Source organism: Bacillus sp. FSL K6-1106 (assembly GCF_038005245.1).
GTDB classification, from domain to species: domain Bacteria; phylum Bacillota; class Bacilli; order Bacillales; family Bacillaceae; genus Bacillus; species Bacillus altitudinis.
On the sequence record NZ_JBBOSV010000001.1, the window covers coordinates 805,263 to 822,302 of the forward strand.

18 protein-coding genes are annotated in these 17,040 nt (G+C 41.0%); 1 reads left to right on the forward strand and 17 read right to left on the reverse strand.

Annotated features, from left to right (window positions below; all coding sequences use genetic code 11):
- Positions 1 to 46: 46 nt before the first annotated feature.
- Positions 47 to 919: a YitT family protein gene (locus MHI20_RS04090; protein ID WP_003215598.1), complete on the forward strand. Its 873-nt coding sequence runs from the start codon at positions 47 to 49 to the stop codon at positions 917 to 919.
- A 31-nt stretch (positions 920 to 950) separates the two neighbouring features.
- On the opposite strand, the gene ypjB is transcribed toward MHI20_RS04090, so the two are convergent.
- From ypjB to trpE, 17 genes are all read right to left on the reverse strand, one after another.
- A complete protein-coding gene (gene ypjB / locus MHI20_RS04095; RefSeq protein WP_008344572.1) occupies positions 951 to 1,757 on the reverse strand; it encodes a sporulation protein YpjB in 807 nt (268 codons plus the stop codon).
- Between the two features lie 65 nt (positions 1,758 to 1,822).
- Entirely contained in the window at positions 1,823 to 2,416 is a 594-nt protein-coding gene (locus tag MHI20_RS04100; RefSeq protein ID WP_007500909.1) for a DUF1405 domain-containing protein, read from the reverse strand.
- A 102-nt stretch (positions 2,417 to 2,518) separates the two neighbouring features.
- Entirely contained in the window at positions 2,519 to 3,286 is a 768-nt protein-coding gene (locus tag MHI20_RS04105; protein ID WP_008344567.1) for a menaquinol-cytochrome c reductase cytochrome b/c subunit, read from the reverse strand.
- Between the two features lie 41 nt (positions 3,287 to 3,327).
- Positions 3,328 to 4,002 (reverse strand): menaquinol-cytochrome c reductase cytochrome b subunit, encoded by a 675-nt coding sequence (gene qcrB / locus MHI20_RS04110; protein WP_003215804.1) that lies wholly within the window; start codon positions 4,000 to 4,002, stop codon positions 3,328 to 3,330.
- A gap of 2 nt (positions 4,003 to 4,004) precedes the next feature.
- Positions 4,005 to 4,511, reverse strand: coding sequence for a ubiquinol-cytochrome c reductase iron-sulfur subunit (locus MHI20_RS04115; protein WP_007500911.1), 507 nt, complete (start codon positions 4,509 to 4,511; stop codon positions 4,005 to 4,007).
- Between the two features lie 144 nt (positions 4,512 to 4,655).
- Entirely contained in the window at positions 4,656 to 5,102 is a 447-nt protein-coding gene (locus MHI20_RS04120; protein ID WP_073414792.1) for a YpiF family protein, read from the reverse strand.
- Positions 5,103 to 5,163: 61 nt separating this feature from the next.
- Positions 5,164 to 5,703: a ReoY family proteolytic degradation factor gene (locus tag MHI20_RS04125; RefSeq protein ID WP_008344562.1), complete on the reverse strand. Its 540-nt coding sequence runs from the start codon at positions 5,701 to 5,703 to the stop codon at positions 5,164 to 5,166.
- A 75-nt stretch (positions 5,704 to 5,778) separates the two neighbouring features.
- Positions 5,779 to 7,050, reverse strand: coding sequence for a tetratricopeptide repeat protein (locus MHI20_RS04130; RefSeq protein WP_035702924.1), 1,272 nt, complete (start codon positions 7,048 to 7,050; stop codon positions 5,779 to 5,781).
- Positions 7,051 to 7,339: 289 nt separating this feature from the next.
- On the reverse strand, positions 7,340 to 8,626 hold the full coding sequence (gene aroA, locus MHI20_RS04135) for a 3-phosphoshikimate 1-carboxyvinyltransferase (RefSeq protein ID WP_024718513.1): 1,287 nt from the start codon (positions 8,624 to 8,626) through the stop codon (positions 7,340 to 7,342).
- Between the two features lie 10 nt (positions 8,627 to 8,636).
- Positions 8,637 to 9,752: a prephenate dehydrogenase gene (locus MHI20_RS04140; RefSeq protein ID WP_041507024.1), complete on the reverse strand. Its 1,116-nt coding sequence runs from the start codon at positions 9,750 to 9,752 to the stop codon at positions 8,637 to 8,639.
- 117 nt (positions 9,753 to 9,869) lie between these two features.
- On the reverse strand, positions 9,870 to 10,967 hold the full coding sequence (hisC, locus tag MHI20_RS04145) for a histidinol-phosphate transaminase (protein ID WP_024718511.1): 1,098 nt from the start codon (positions 10,965 to 10,967) through the stop codon (positions 9,870 to 9,872).
- Between the two features lie 11 nt (positions 10,968 to 10,978).
- Complete coding sequence (gene trpA / locus MHI20_RS04150; RefSeq protein ID WP_340936865.1) at positions 10,979 to 11,782, reverse strand: tryptophan synthase subunit alpha; 804 nt, start codon at positions 11,780 to 11,782, stop codon at positions 10,979 to 10,981.
- Complete coding sequence (gene trpB / locus MHI20_RS04155; protein WP_007500937.1) at positions 11,779 to 12,978, reverse strand: tryptophan synthase subunit beta; 1,200 nt, start codon at positions 12,976 to 12,978, stop codon at positions 11,779 to 11,781. Before trpB ends, trpA begins: the two co-directional genes overlap by 4 nt.
- Positions 12,959 to 13,627, reverse strand: a complete 669-nt coding sequence (locus MHI20_RS04160; protein WP_251185249.1) for a phosphoribosylanthranilate isomerase — start codon at positions 13,625 to 13,627, stop codon at positions 12,959 to 12,961. The genes trpB and MHI20_RS04160 overlap by 20 nt, the downstream gene beginning before the upstream one ends.
- Positions 13,624 to 14,376, reverse strand: a complete 753-nt coding sequence (gene trpC, locus MHI20_RS04165) for an indole-3-glycerol phosphate synthase TrpC (RefSeq protein ID WP_340936868.1) — start codon at positions 14,374 to 14,376, stop codon at positions 13,624 to 13,626. The genes MHI20_RS04160 and trpC overlap by 4 nt, the downstream gene beginning before the upstream one ends.
- Entirely contained in the window at positions 14,369 to 15,391 is a 1,023-nt protein-coding gene (gene trpD, locus MHI20_RS04170) for an anthranilate phosphoribosyltransferase (RefSeq protein ID WP_340936870.1), read from the reverse strand. The genes trpC and trpD overlap by 8 nt, the downstream gene beginning before the upstream one ends.
- On the reverse strand, positions 15,363 to 16,910 hold the full coding sequence (gene trpE / locus MHI20_RS04175) for an anthranilate synthase component I (protein ID WP_268431892.1): 1,548 nt from the start codon (positions 16,908 to 16,910) through the stop codon (positions 15,363 to 15,365). The genes trpD and trpE overlap by 29 nt, the downstream gene beginning before the upstream one ends.
- Positions 16,911 to 17,040: the final 130 nt, after the last annotated feature.

Below are 17,040 nucleotides of genomic sequence, written 5' to 3' on the forward strand. Positions count from 1 at the left end.
TACCATATAATATTATCGCTGTCTAAGCAAAAAAAGGAGTGATCTTTTGCTAAAAGAAATTCGTCTTAAAAATATCGTATTTATTTTAATAGGATCTGCGATTTTTTCTTTCGGCCTTGTTCATTTTAATATGCAGAACAACTTGGCGGAAGGCGGATTTACAGGTATCACACTGCTTTTATATTTTCTATTTCACATTGACCCATCTATTTCAAACCTTGTGTTAAACATTCCGATCTTTTTTATCGGCTGGAAAATGCTTGGCAGAACCATGTTTACATATACAATTGTCGGAACCGTCAGTCTTTCTGTCTTTCTAGCCATCTTCCAGCGCTTTCAAATACATATGCCTCTTCAGCACGATTTAGCCTTAGCCGCACTCTTTGCAGGTGTATTTATCGGAACAGGCCTCGGAATCATCTTTAAATTCGGCGGGACAACAGGCGGCGTGGACATTATTGCAAGACTGATCAACAAACATTATCAAGTCGCAATGGGAAGAACGATGTTTATCTTCGACGCATGCGTCATTACCATCTCTCTCACCTATTTAAATTACAAAGAAGCCATGTATACACTTGTTGCCGTATTTGTTGCTGCAAAAGTCATCGACTTCATGCAAGAAGGCGCTTACGCTGCCAAAGGAGCGATGATTATTTCTGAAAAGGATGACATCATTCAAAAGAAAATCACAGAGGAAATGGAGCGCGGAGTGACCATTTTAAAGGGTGTCGGCTCCTATACGAAACAGGAACGCAACGTCCTTTACTGCGTCGTTCCAAAAAATGAGCTTGTCCACCTCAAGAGCGTCGTAACTTCCGTCGATCCTCATGCCTTTGTATCAGTGAGTGACGTGCATGACGTACTTGGTGAAGGCTTCACATTAGATGAACATAAAAAGCCGCTCAATCCCCACTAAAAAAAGAAGCCCGATAACGGTGCTTCTTTTTTTATGATTTTGGATAATCGGCTTGTCGCTTTTGCTTTTTTTCTTTTTCAGCACGGTATTTCCTAAACCCAACATACGTTAGAGTGAGTAAAATCATACTTCCTGTTGTTAAGATGACCCATAAAAGCGATGGATCCGCTTCATCTTGATCAACGTTCGCAAACACACTTGATAAATCTTCTTCAAGTTTCGTGAGACGCTCAAGCTTTGTCCCACTCGATGCTTTTAAAAATTCACCTTGTTCAATTACTTCCATGTGCTGCTTAATCGTCTGCAGCTTTTCAGGCGAGATATCAATGGTTAAACTCGGATAAATCATATCATACAATGAAACCAGCTCATTCCAAGTTTCATAGAACGTCGTCGATTCTGGATCTTTTACTTCTTTCTTTAATGTCGGAAAAGACCCCATAATCGGCTTCTCGAGCGAACCCCAAAGAGGTTCCGAATTTGATTGTATCGCATCAAGAAGCATTCTAAACTGAGAGGCATACCGAAGTTTTTCGCGCTCATTTAAGTCTTCCTGCGGGAGTCCTTTAATGATATCTTGATAGCCAAGTGTAATTTGCCGAACCTGCGTATTCGTCAGAGTTCCACGCCAATTCTCAGCTTTAAATGTCTTTTCAGCATATAATGCGACTTGTAATGCCTCATCATATTTAGCTTGTCTCGTTAATTGAAAGATTGAATCTGATAGTTCCGTTAATTCTTGCAGCGCTTTAGCAGCTGTTGTTTCCTCACCTTTTGCAGCAGCTGGATGCAAGACGAGAAATAATAATAGAATCATCGCGATTGACTTTCGTTTCATGCAAGTCCCTCCTAGCCTTTCTCCATACAGCGTATGAAGAAAAGGACAAGGTTAGACCAACATTGTTAAGGGAGTTCAAGCTTGACCGATTTTTTCGAGAGGACAAGATAATACGAAACAAGAAGAACGGCAATACTTAACCAAAACGTCACGTAGCCGATCTCATTTGAATAGGCAGAAAGCATAGAATAACGCGGCATCATTCCAAACACATAATCAATCACATCATTATGTAAAATCCATATGCCTGCTACAACCAAATGACGCATGTGAAAACGATAATACGGCGCAAATAACACAGCCTGTACCGCCATCGCAAAGTGCGAACCAATTAGCATATATCCTTCCCACGGAAAATCATCAACAGAAACGAGCACGAAAAGATTCATCCCTACAGCCCATAATCCATATTTGATCAAGGTGACAAGGGCCAGTGCTTCAAAATAAGGAGCATGGCGTTTCATTAGAAAGGCTAGTAATACAAATAAAAAGAAAAAGCTTGCCGTCGGACTGTCCGGTACAAAAGGTAAAAAGACAGCCGGCGTCTCTACGAGCTGCGGAATATACCAGTAATAGCCGTACGCAGTGCCAAGAAAGTTGACAATGAGCACGAGCACAAGCATGTAGCGTGTGGCTAGCAGATATTGAATCCATCTCATATTTCTCTTCACTCACGATCTGTTAAAATCAGAAAAAAGCTGACAGCGCCAGCTTTTTTCTCCTTTTGAGTATATCCTTGTACTTGCATTTAAACAACTGAATTATTTAGATTTGACCTCAGATAAATATTTCGAGAGCTTTTCAAGTTCTTCATCGCTGCCTTTAAAAATGCCCTTAGGCATGTTGCCTTTTCCTTCTACAGCGATTTTCGCAATTTCCTCTGGTGCTAAGCCATTGTCAACAAGTGACGGTCCAGCTGCCCCTCCTTGCATATTATCTCCGTGACAGGAGATACATGTCTGCTCTTGATAGATTTTATACTCTTCAGCTGAGGTATCAATCTCTGCTTCTTTCTTGATTTCACCTTGCTTCGCTGCTGCTTCCCAGTCATGAGTAGCAACAGACTCCCATGTTAAATAGGTTGCTGCACCAACTGCAAGAATCATCATCCCAACTGCAATTGGTCTTCGATATGGCCTACGTTCAGGACCAGAATCAAGAAATGGTGCGAGTAAAAGAGCACCAAACGCAATTCCAGGCATAATCATTGCGCCAACCACCGTATAGCTCCCTGCAGCAAACTCATATTTTAACAACTGGTATAAAAATAAGAAATACCAGTCTGGCAGCGGAATATAGCCCGTATCTGTCGGATCAGCCATCCGCTCAAGCGGAGGTGCATGAACAACAGTTAGGACAAGAAATCCAATTAAAAAAACAGCACCTACAAGCCATTCCTTTAAAAGAAAGTTCGGCCAAAAGGCTTCGGTTTTTCCCGGATATTCGGAATAGTCTTTAGGTATGTTAGGTTTTCTTTCTGCCGGTATTCTGGAATCTCCGACAAACTTCATCCCTTTTCCCCTATGCAAAGTCATCCCCTCCTCATTGAACATTCATCAAACGCAAAATTTTACAGCGGTCCAGAAATTCCTTGCTTACGAATCATAATAAAGTGGGCAGCCATCAGCCCAAATAATGCCGCTGGCAAGAAAAAGACATGGATAGCGAAAAATCTCGTCAGCGTTTGTGCACCTACAATGTCAGGATGACCTGCAAGCAGCGTTTTAATCTCTTTCCCAATGAAAGGTGTCGCCTCTGCAATTTGAAGACCAACCTTCGTCGCAAATAGCGCCTTCATATCCCACGGTAAAAGATATCCTGTAAAACCAAGTCCAAGCATCACAAAGAAAATGAGCACACCGACAATCCAGTTTAGCTCTCTAGGCTTTTTATACGCCCCTTGGAAAAAGACCCTCAGCGTATGTAAAAACATCATAACAATGACTAGACTCGCACCCCAGTGGTGCATCCCTCTTACAATCTGTCCGAATGCCACTTCATTTTGCAAATAATAGACAGATTCCCATGCGTTTTTAATATCCGGTACATAATACATCGTTAAAAACATGCCCGAAAGGACTTGAATGACCGTCACAAAAAACGTTAAACCGCCAAAACAATACACAAAAGCAGAGAAATGATGTGCTGGATTGACGTGCTCTGGCACTTCATGATCCGCAATGTCTCTCCATATCGGTGTGATGTCCAGCCGCTCATCTACCCAATCGTAAATCTTGTTAAGCATCGTTACCCTTCCCCTTTCGGCACAGCTTTTCCAAGATAGAGGTATCCGTCCTTCACTTGCTGCTTATAATGGTCAAGCGGAGCAAGCGGCGGAGTTCCGGGTACGTTTGTACCATCCTTGTCGTACAGCCCATAATGGCATGGGCAGAAAAATTTGTTTGGATTTTTCGGATCACTGTTCCAGTTCACTGTACATCCTAAATGTTTACAGATTGGCGATAAAGCGACAATTTCATCCCCTTCTTTGTACACCCATGCAGACCTAGATTCCTTTGACTCATACCATGCATCTACTTGATCAATTTTAAAGTCAAAGCGCTTCGGTTCTTTTGTCAGTTCATCTACACTGACAACTTGAACCATATCCTGATCCTCTGTTCCTTTTAGCACAGGGTCAAGCGCAAAGCGAACCATAGGCATGAGCATTCCAGCGGCCATAAATCCCCCCACGCCGGTCAACGTGTAATTCAAAAATTGACGCCTGGACACTCCATGTCTCTTCTCGCTCATTTTTTTCTCCCCCCCTCAGGTCGTCAGCTACTTTATAACTGAATTAGAAAAAATTTCATAAAACTAGGACACCCTCATAATATATCAATCTATTCACAAGGTCAACAGCCTAAAAAGCTATGTACAATGCAAATGTAAGGGTTTTTATGAAGGGTTCCATTTTTGTAACAAAAAGTTCAAAATTTGTTCTACACTGTCTTGAATGACTTTTTGCTTTAAATTGACCTTTAAATGCTCAAGCGGAACAGACTGCAATATAAATGCCGATTCGCTCACTTCTAGCTGTTCTTTCCATTTGTTATCAGATGTGATAAACACAACATGCTGAAAATGTTCTTGCAATGATTGTTTTAGTGCAAGTATGTCTTCTTGCTTACGATTATTTACTTCTAAATATGTATGTGGAGGAAAAAGAAACACTCTGCCTTTCAGTTGCCTTTCAAGATCCTCTGCCACAAGCATTGTAAACTCACCTAAAGACACGGTTTGTTTGATATGGCTTGCATTTATCCCAACTAATGGAATGATAGCGGTATCAATGTAATCTTTAGATTGTAAAAAGAGATCCGCGTCCTCCGCCTGAAACTTCATCTAGTTCCCCTCTTTCATCACATAAGCCCTGCCTGTATAGGGCAAGGCTTATTGGCTTGGTTTATGATAATAGGCTTAATTCTTTTGCTAACTTATTAAATGTTTCTTGATCATGACGGTCAAGCGCTTCATCGATTTCTTTCATCAGCCGTTCTTTTTGGAAAGTAGCGATAGAATGCTCTAGCACTTTCTCAGCAAGATCTTTATCTTTTTCATTTTCATAAAGATCTTTAGGTATATGAGGATTTGTTTCGAGTACAGCGGCATATTCCGGCGAACGATATGCAGATCGGAAATTCAATTGAATAAACAAATCTTGCTGTTTATTCAAACGAATATCATGAAATGATTTTTCTGCATCTGTCGTCATGATATTTTCTTTATAAAATCTAAAGGGAACTTCATCCACACAGTGTGTTGACATAATAATTCCCCTTGGGCAAAATTCTGCTTGCTCTACAAAATGAACCTTTTCCATCAAAGAGTCGTGACTCATTAAATAATTTAATATCCAAACACACTCTCTTCGCTTTAACTGATAATGGTTTAAGAACCACCGGATAAATTCCTTCTTTTCATTGACAGAAACAGGGGTCTGCATGTTATTCCCTCCTCTATCGTAAATTAAATTGCTATACATGAATTATTCAACAAACCAGTTCTTCATTCCTGCAAACTATAAGGAAATTTCGTCTTCAATTCTTAAAATCGTTTCTTCAATTTCTTCATTCGTGCCATCTTTCTGAAGAACTTTTCGTAATAACGGCAAGGCTTCTTTTTGTCTACCTTCTTCTAAAAGGAACGAAGCATATTCATATAAAAAGTCACGTTCCTCATCAAAATCAGGCAGAGCAAGTTTGAAATACTCAGCGGCTTCATCGTATTCTTCTCGTCCGACAGAAGCAGAAGCAGCATACCAATTCCATTTTGGATCTTCTTCCCCAAAGCTTTTAACCTCTTTAATCACATCCAGAATTTCATCAAACAGCTCTTCATTTAAATAGATCGCAAGCAGCGTTTGAACCGCTTCAATATATCCTGGATCAAGAGCAAGTGCTTCTTGAAGCAATTTTTTCGCATCTTCCGAATGGCCATTTTTCAAATCAATCTTTGCCCCATATAAATATAACTCTTTGTTATACTCATCCACTTTAATTCCTTCTTTTACTATCTCTAAAGCTTCATGATATAGCCCTTCTTCCTCATAGCTTTTGGCTAAAGGCATATAAAGTGACGAATACGAAGGATCAATATCTTTTAGTTCAGAGAGCTGCTGAATAGCCGTTTTCGTTCTGCCAGCCCTCATCGCTGTAAATCCGTAGCCAAAAAGTGTATTTGGATCCACTTGATCCTTTACAGCCTTTTCATACCATTCAAGGGCATCTTCAAATTCTCCAGCTGTGCTTAATGATTCAGCGAGCCGCTGATATACATTGACACCACCAATTTCATTTTGTTGATCGGCCACTTTGTAGAAATAGTCGGCTGCTTTCTTTGAAAGACCTTGAGAAAAATACAATTCCCCTAAAGCAAAATCAATGACGGCTTCATGAGGTAGTAACTCTTTCGCTTTTAAAAGCTTTTGTTCACTAACTTCAAATAGTCCTTGCATTTGATACAAATCTGCCATTAACAATAAACTCTCTGGATACGCATCGTCATCTTCAGGAATCGTTTCAAGAACTGCTATTGCCTTCTCTTCTTCATCAGAGTCTATTAACAGCTCTGCATAAAAACAGGTTAATCCTGTTTCTTCTGGATATAAATCATGTAAATCACTAATGAGATTCCGTGCTTTATCAATATCTCCCCAGTCATAATATAATTGAGCTGCCTGGGCTTTTTCTTCATCATGAAGATGCTTCTCTGCTTGAGCAAGTGTTTGGAGTCCCTTTTCAGTCTCACCCGCCTCAACTAATTTTATGGCTTCTTGTAATGAACTATTCAAATCAAACCGTTCCTTTCTGTTTCCAAAAACCTAAACTGTTGTTACTTCATATCATAATCGACAGCTGCATATCCAGCAAATATGTTGCTCTTTTAACATGAAGCCATTTTTGTGTTTTGAAGACTCTTTTTCAATCAATACTTTACTAAACTGATGATTTGTAAACCGAATACGCTAAAAAATTGTTTTTGAATCAGCAAAATGCTCTTTTTCAAGGTTTCACCTTGAGACAAGCTATGCTATAGTTCTTTCAAATATGCAAAAGGAAAGAAAAAGCCTGAGGAAATCCTCAGACTGTTTGCGTTAAGTATTCAATGTGTTCAAAGAAATTTGGGTAAGATACACGTACTGCATCTGTATCTTCAATCTCAATTGCTTGCTCTGTTATACATGCCGCAATTCCTAACATCATACCAATTCGATGATCTCCGTAGCTTGAGACGACTGCGCCGCCTTTAAGGCTCGTTTTACCATGAATCTTCATTCCATCATCTGTTGCTTCAATATGAGCACCTAGTTTTTTAAGTTCTGAAACGACTGTATCAATCCGATTGGTTTCTTTCACTTTTAATTCAGCGGCATCTTTAATGATCGTTGTTCCTTCTGCTTGAGTAGCTAGAAGCGCAATAATAGGAATTTCGTCGATGAGTCTAGAGATCATATCACCTGAAATGTCGATCCCTTTTAATGAAGAGGTAGAGATCGTTAAATCACCGTACGGTTCTCCGCCTTTAGCATCCACTTCTTGAATGTCGAGGTCTGCACCCATTTGTTTTAGCACATCTATAATACCAGTTCTCGTTTTGTTCAAACCGACATTTCTCAATACAATCCGGCTGTTTGGAACGATAGATCCAGCCACTAAGAAAAATGCAGCTGAAGAAATATCTCCAGGGACAAATACATCTGTTGCTTTTAACGTTTGTCCACCTTCAATTGAAACACTTTGTGCATCTTCATGTAGCGAGACACCAAACATTGATAACATTCTTTCGGTATGGTCTCTTGATTTATGCGGTTCAGTTAACGTCGTTGTTCCTTCTGCCTGCAGTCCAGCTAAAAGGACAGCCGATTTAATTTGCGCACTTGCAACCGGAGACTCATAAGAGATAGCTTTTAAATTGCCCCCACGTATAGAAAGCGGTGTATACTCGCCATTTGCTCTGCCATCTATCTTGGCTCCTAATTGTCTTAGCGGACCTGTTACCCGTTTCATCGGTCTTTTGGCAATACTTTCGTCTCCGATCAGCGTACTGTGGAACTCACAGCCAGCCAAGATTCCCATCATTAAACGAATGGTCGTGCCAGAGTTACCGACATCGAGAATATCACTCGGCTCTTTAAGTCCTTTTAGTCCCTTACCATGAATGACAACATCTGTACCTTTTTGTTCGATGTCGACACCCATCTTTCTAAAACAATCGATCGTGCTTAAACAATCAGCGCCAGGAAGAAAGTTTTTTACTACTGTAGTCCCGTCAGCAATAGCGCCAAACATCACAGATCTATGAGAAATGGATTTATCTCCTGGAATATGAATTTCTCCATTCATAGGAGCACTTTTATGAATTTTCATGTTCCTCACCTCAATCAGCATAAAATGTATCGTAATTTGCTCTATTTTTTATACAGAGTTCTGCCCGCTTTCGATCGTTATCTGTTTGAAAACTAATGCGTAAAATCCCGTTAATGTCTTCTCGCGTTTCAATAATACGGATATTTGTAATACTGATGTTTTCATTTGCTAGATATCCTGTAATTTCCGAAATAACACCTGGATGATCCGGCACATCGACATAAAGATCATAAAAAGCAGGGATCGCTCCTTTTTTCCTCAGAGGCAGGCCGTCGCGATATTCCTTGGCCTCTTGGAAATAAGAGAATAACCCCTCAGCATCTTCTTGTTGCACAAAGGATTCAATGCGGTCAATCTCTTTTTTCCATTCATGAAATCGGTCTAAAATCTTGTTTTTATTGTGCAAAAGGATATCGCGCCACATTGCAGGATTACTTGATGCAATACGGGTAATATCTCGAAAGCCTCCAGCAGCAAACCGTTTTACAAGAGGAAATTCTTCTTCAAAATGATGCGCTTGATGCACAAGACTGGCAGCGACGATATGTGGAAAGTGACTAATCACACTTGTCACAGCATCATGTTCTTCGGGTGTCATTTCAATGAAATGAGCATTGGTTCCCTTCAGTAGATCCTTCAAACGGTCAACAGCTTGACGACTTGTTACTTTTGCTGGCGTTAAAATGTAGAATGCATTTTCAAATAAAAAGTCTTTTGCTGCAATGACACCTGACTTATGAGACCCTGCCATCGGATGCCCGCCAATAAATTGGTAATGATCAGGCAACGTTTTTTCAGCAAAGTGAACGACCTTTTGCTTTGTGCTCCCTACATCCGTAATCGTGAGCTCTCTTTCAATACCAGATGCTGCAATATCACTTAACATTTTGACGGTTTGTTGTACTGGCGTTGCCAAAATAATCGTTGCTGATGCTTTTAAGCCTTCCATCAAGGACTCGGCAGTCGCGTCGATGATTCCTAGTTTTGTTGCAGCAATCATTTGTTCTTTAGAGACATCATAGCCTACAATTTTTTTATGTGGAAATTCTTTTTTTATCGACAGTGCAATAGAACCACCAATTAAACCAAGCCCAGCGATTAATATGGTTTCGTTTGCTTCATTCATGTTCATCACCTGATTTTTCGCGTAAATTAAACAAGCTGTTTCAATAGCTTATATGTATATTGGATGAGTTACAACGAAAGCCATATCCCATAAACAGGATATGACTTCATTGTTATGCTACGCACGAATGCCTTGTAATAAATCGGCAAGTGTAGTTAGGATTTCTTCATTTTGCTCCTTTGTTCCAACAGTAATACGTAAAGAAGTTGGGAATCCGAGAGCTTGACCAGATCGAACGATATAGCCCTTTTTCAAAAGTGCATTGAACAGCTCATCTGCATCTCTTTTAAAATCAATCAGCACAAAGTTTGTTTGAGATGGATAGATAAATAATCCAAAACGGTCTGCAAAATCTTGATATTGTTTGAGACCTGCTTCATTTTTTTGTCTGCACGATTGAATGAAGTCTTGATCTTTAATGGCTGCACGTGCAGCTGCCTGAGCGATACGACTTGTATTAAAGGGCTCTCTCGCAGGTTCAATGGCGGTAATCAACTCCTCTGAGGCAACCCCATAACCTACTCGAAGTGCCGCAAGTCCATATGCTTTAGAGAACGTGCGCAGTACAATGACATTTTGATAGGCTTTTAATAGAGATAAACTGTTCGGAAAGTCTTCCGCGCGAACATATTCAAAATATGCTTCATCTAGAACGACAAGCACGTGAGCAGGCACTTGATCTAAAAACGATACGAGCTCAGACTCTGACAAATGATTTCCTGTCGGATTATTCGGGTTACACACCCAAACGACTTTTGTGTTGTCATCCATCGCATCCAGCATTCCCTTTAGATCATGAGCTCCACCATTTAGAAGTGGTACTTCTCTAATCTCTGCATGCTCAATCACTGCATTGTGACGGTATTGCGGGAATGACGGGGATGGGATCACCGTATTTGTATGTTGATCAAGGAATGCCCTAGCAATAATTTGCACAAGTTCATCTGAGCCATTCCCGAATATTAATTGTTTTTCATTTACTTGAAGAAACTCAGCCAGTTCCGTTCTTAAACTTGCGCTGTATCCGTCTGGATAAATCGCTAAATGTTCAAGTTCAGCTTGTATGGCCTCTCTTGCATGTGTGGAACATCCAAAAGGGTTTTCATTTGAAGCCAATTTCACAATTTTGTCTAATTGATATTCTTTTTTGACCTCTTCAATTGGTTTCCCAGGTTGATACGGTTTTAGCTGTTTTAATTGATCTTTGATTTGCAAAATGTTTCACCTCATTTGAATGAATAGAGGGGACTAAATGTTTTTGCATATGTTTCAAATTCTCTTAAAGCCTCTTGGCGTGTATCACTTGCTACTAATTGTTCTTGAAGCTCTTCAATTTTTTTGACAAGCGCACTGCCGACAACGACACCATCACTCATTTTATTCATTGAGTCTACTTGTTCTCTTGTTGAAATACCAAAACCTACAGCAACTGGTATTTGACTCAACTGTTTCACTTGTTGAATAAAATCTGTAATCGATGCGTCGAAAGATTGTCTGACGCCTGTGACGCCGAGAGATGAAACACAATACACAAAACCTTCTGCCTGCTCTACAATTTTTTCTAATCGTTCCTTGCTTGTTGGTGCAACGAGTGATATATATGAAATGTCGTGTGCTTGACAGTTCTTCTGCAGCTCGCTGCTCTCTTCAAAAGGCAAGTCGGGTGTTAAGAGTCCCGAAATATGATTTTTGCGCAGTAAAGCGAAAAAGTATTCTATGTCTAATTGTAACACAGGATTATAATACGTAAATAGAATTACAGGAATTTTTATGCCGTTTTTTTTCATCTTTCCTGCTAATTCTATCGCTTTTACGATATTCATATCATGATGAAGTGCTCTTTTAGAAGCTCTTTGAATGACGGGGCCGTCCGCTAACGGATCGGAATACGGAACACCTAGTTCAATCGCATGTGCCCCTGCTGCTTGAAGCGCGAGGGCTAAATCAATGGTGATCTCTTCTGATGGATCACCCGCTGTAATAAATGGAATAAATAATTTCTGACCTTGCTCTAATTGAAATGTGATCATTTTGTTTCACCCTCACTTTCAAGCACATTCATTAATGTATGCACGTCCTTATCTCCTCTGCCTGACAAGCAGACAAGAACAATGTCGTCTTCACTCATGTTCTGGCTCATTTCAAACGCTTTTGCTAAAGCATGTGCAGATTCGATCGCTGGCAGGATTCCTTCTTTTTCTGTGAGCAGCTTTAACGCATCTAGTGCTTCTTGATCTGTCGCACTCACATATTGAACCCGGCCGCTCGCATGCAAATACGCATGCTCTGGTCCGATCCCCGGATAGTCTAATCCAGCTGAAATCGAATAAGGCTCAATAATTTGACCAAATTCGTCTTGGATCAAGTATGTCAAAGATCCATGTATGACACCTTTTGTCCCTTTCGTGATGGTCGCTGCATGAAGCGGAGTGTCGATTCCTTTCCCAGCAGCTTCTACACCAATGATATCGACCTCTTCATCTAAGAACGCCCGGTACATCCCTATCGCATTGCTCCCGCCACCAACACAGGCAACGACTTTATGAGGAAGCTGCCCTTCCTTTTCAAGTATCTGCGCTTTTGCCTCATCTCCGATCATCCGCTGAAATTCACTGACGATTTGAGGATACGGATGAGGTCCAACGACTGAGCCGATCATATAAAAGTGGTCACTGCAATGCTGGACCCAATAGCGGATGGCTTCATTGGTTGCATCCTTTAATGTTCCGTTCCCACTTGTGACAGGTATGACTTCAGCGCCGAGCAGTTTCATTCGGAACACATTCAGTGATTGTCTTTCCACATCTTCTTTTCCCATAAATACAGTGCAGGATAAACCGAATTTTGCGGCCACTGTTGCAGCAGCTACACCGTGCTGACCTGCTCCTGTTTCGGCGATGATATTTGATTTCCCCATTTTTTTCGCTAGCAGTGCCTGCCCAAGCGCATTGTTAATTTTATGAGCGCCTGTATGGTTTAAATCTTCTCTTTTTAAATAGATTTTAGCACCACCGAGATATGCCGATAATTGATCAGCGTATGTGAGTGCAGTTGGTCTGCCTGAATAGTTTTTCAAAAGCGATATATATTCCTTTTGAAAAGCAGGGTCTTCTTTTAATTCACGAAAAGCTTGTTCGATCTCTTCTAGTGGCTGCATGAGCGTTTCAGGAACGAATTTCCCTCCAAATTCTCCATATCTGCCAATCTCATTTGGATATGCGTACATGGTTCAACATCCTTTCTTCGAGCACTTTCATCTTTGTACTGCTTTTCTTTCCGTTTTCTTCTATACCGCTTGAAAGGTCTATGGCGTCTGGACCAAAAGCAAGCAGATCTATTATGGTGTCTGGCGTGATCCCGCCAGCAATGGCGCAAGTTTTCCCCAGTTGTTTTGCATGCTGAACATATGAAGGCACCGCCTCCCATGCAAAAGCTGTTCCAGAACCGCCTCTCATTCCTTTTACTTTCGCATCAATGAGAAAGCCGTCGACACTTGGAGCAAATGCCGTCATATGTTCAAGTGTGTTGTTTACATCGGGCTCGTGATGGAACACTTTCCAAACGAGCGCCTTCGTTTGTTGTTTGATGTCGCTTGCATCTTCTGGCGTCTCATCGCCATGGAGCTGCACAATATCTAAGGGGAGGTTGTTTGTGATCTCGCACACTTTTGGTGTTTTTTCATTCACAAATACCCCCACTATCTCTTTTTTGCATTTTACTTTTGACAGCCAGTGTTTCACTTGATCTGGATCAACTCGTCTTTTACTCGGCGCAAAAATAAAACCGATGGCATCCGCTTGAGATTGCGAGATGCATGCAACATCCTCTTGTGAGACAGCCCCGCAATATTTTAAGTAAGGCTTACTTTTCTTCATTCTCCGAACAATGCCTGAACGGCTTTCTCCTGTGATTGTTCCCTCATTAAAGATTCACCAACAAGAACGGCATTTGCTCCGTGCTGTTTCACAAAGGTCAGAGCATCAAATGTCTTTATCCCGCTTTCACTTACTAGTAATACGTCTTTTGGAACAAGTGGCGCGATCTCTTTTGTTTGTTCAACAGTTGTTGTAAACGTATTGAGATTCCGGTTGTTCACACCGATAATCTCAGGAGTGAATAGGTGTAAGATCTTTTCTAGTGTATGTGCTGCATGTACTTCAACGAGGACATCCAGTCCTTTTTCTTTCGCTTCTGTATAGAGCTCATACAGCTTTTGCGGCTCAAGCGCCTCTCCAATTAATAAAATGGCATCTGCCCCTATCCGTTTCGATTCTTCTACTTGTATAGAGTCAATAATGAAATCTTTTCTTAAAATAGGACGTGTGATGTGTTCTTTAATAAGAGACAAATATTCGTTTTTCCCTTGGAAAAACGGTTCATCCGTTAAGACAGATAAACAATCTGCATTTGATGCTTCGTATGCTTTTGCTGTCTGTAAAGGATCAAAATGAGGCTGAATGATTCCTTTGGAAGGAGACGCTTTTTTCACCTCAGCAATCAGTCCGATCGACCGGTGAGGATTCATAAGGGCTTCTTTAAATGATTGTCTTTCATAATGTCCTTCCTCAGGTAATTGCAAGGTTTGCACATGTTCTTTTTTACGGGCGATAATTTGATTAAGCATAGATCTCTTCCTCTTTCGTTTTTTGTTTTAGACGGGCTAATTGTTCTTTAGCTGATCCGTTTTTGATCGTTTCTAATGCTTTCATTGTGCCTGCCATCAGACTCTCTGCTTTTCCTGCCACATATAATGCGGCCCCAGCATTAAGCGCTGTAATATGAAGCGGTGCTCCACCCGCTTGATAATTCAATATATTCTGAATCAATTTGGCACTTTCTTCTGGTGATTGAACCTGAATGTCTGATAAATGCCCTTTTTCAAGTCCGAAGTCTTCTGGGTTTAACGTATATTCTGTCATGACACCTTTTTTGAGTTCAATGATGTATGAATTTGCTGTAATGGTTAATTCATCCAGCCCATCATCTCCGCAAACAAACAGGACATGTTCTGGCTCTAAAGGAGCAAGAGCTTTCGCCATGAGCTTTGCCTTTTCCTTTGCATACACACCGATGATTTGCTTTTTGGCCTGCATCGGGTGGCAAAGCGGTCCTAATAAGTTAAATACCGTCCGAAATCCGAGCTGCTTGCGTACGGTGGCTACTTGTTTCATAGAAGAATGATAGAGCGGTGCAAATAAAAAGCCCATGTTTTTCTGCTGTATTTGCCGTCTTGTTTCTTCAGGTGTGGATTGAATTTGAATACCAAGACATTCTAGCACGTCAGCACTCCCGCTTTTAGAGGAGACGGAACGATTTCCGTGCTTGGCGATTTTCGCCCCAGCAGCCGAAGCAACGATGGCAGCGGCTGTTGATATATTAAATGTTGATAAACCGTCGCCTCCTGTCCCGCACGTATCAACGACATCAAGTGACCTTTCTACTGGTGCTGCATGCTGCCTCATGGCTTTCACGAAGCCTGTCATTTCTTCAGCGGTTTCTCCTCGATGCGCTAAAATAGATAGACTAGCAGCGACTTCAGTATCTGTTAACGAGCCGCTCATCATATCATGCATCAGGCCATTCGCTTCTTTTTCTGATAGTTTTCCTCCATTAACAAGAGCTGATAGTCGTTGATTCATTTGGCACACTCTCCTTTTCTGAGAAAATATGTTCAGCAAGCTGAATGGCTTTTAGAAGTGCTCCTGCCTTATTACACGTCTCTTCCCATTCGTTTTCTGGAACGGAATCAGCGACAATGCCGGCACCTGCTTGTATAGAAGCAGTCTGATGTTTGACGCTCATTGTGCGAATGGTAATACAGGAATCGATATTGCCGTCGAAACCAATATAGGCAATACAGCCGCCATACGTCTCTCTTGGCTCAGGCTCCATTTCGTTTAATAATTGCATCGCCCTAATTTTGGGGGCGCCTGTCAATGTGCCTGCTGGAAAAGCGGACATAAGTGCGTCTACTGGATGTGTATCCTGCTTCAGCTTCCCTGTCACAATAGAAATAATGTGCATGACGTGCGAAAAATTCACGACTTTTGTAAAAGTTGGGACAGACACACTGCCGTATTCTGCCACACGTCCCACATCATTTCGAGCCAGATCCACCAGCATGTAATGTTCTGCTTTTTCTTTTTCATCATCGAGCAACTCTCTTGCTAGTGCATCATCTTCTTCTTTTGTCATTCCTCGTTTTCTTGTACCAGCAATTGGATGGATTTCTAAGTGGCCGTTTTTCGCATGGATTAATCGTTCTGGCGAGCTTCCGACTAAGTCTCGATCTTTTAATTTCATAAAATACATATACGGTGATGGATTGACGATCCGAAGCACACGATATAATTCAAATGAGCTCACTGTCACTGGAATGTCAAAACGCTGAGAAAGTACACCCTGGAAGATATCACCCGCTCGAATATACTCCTTGATTTTTTCGACATCCTTTAAAAATTTTGCTTTTTCATAGGTAGACGTCACCTGTTCAAACGAAGGGGGTTCATTCAAATTCCCTGAGATAATCAGTTCTTTCATATCAATTTTTGTATGAAGCTGCTGTATCATCAGTTCAAGCTGCTTTTGATTTTCTCGATAAACCAGAATTTTTTCTTCCTCTGTTTCATGACCGTTCAGCTGCGTGTACTGAATAAAATGAACTTGGTTTGTTTCGTGATCAAATGCGATCATTGTTTGGCAAACAAATAATGTGCAATTATCTGTTATTGATGCATTCGGATGCGGCTTGACAGACGGCTCAATGTTGGGAATGAGGTCGTAACTTAAGTACCCTACGGCTCCGCCAGTAAATGGGATATCAATTTCAGGTGTCTTGATTTGATATTGCTCTTTCATCCAGTCAAGCAACTCTTTCAGCTCCGCTTTTTGCATCACTGACTTTCCCGCAGCGTCACGAGCAATATAATGGTCTTGCTCGTCATGTAATGTTAAAAAAGGATGTAATCCGATAAAGGAATATCTCGACCAGCTAGAAGATTCGTCTTTGCTTTCTAGCAAATACACAATATCCTGTTTCAGTTTCTCAACAATTTGAATGGGTGAGAGCGTATCAACTGTAATGGTTTCAACAATCGGGATGGTTTTGTAAAACTGACTGTCTCTTAAAAATTGGGTAAGGCTTGATTGGGATTTCATAAGCACACTCCTTAAATGGAATTAAGGAGAATGAGGGGACATCTTGAGGATTTGTTTGAGTATACGAAATAAGCCTAAAAGAGGCTTCGCTCTTTTAGGCAGTATGATTAAATAGAAGTATCGTATCTCT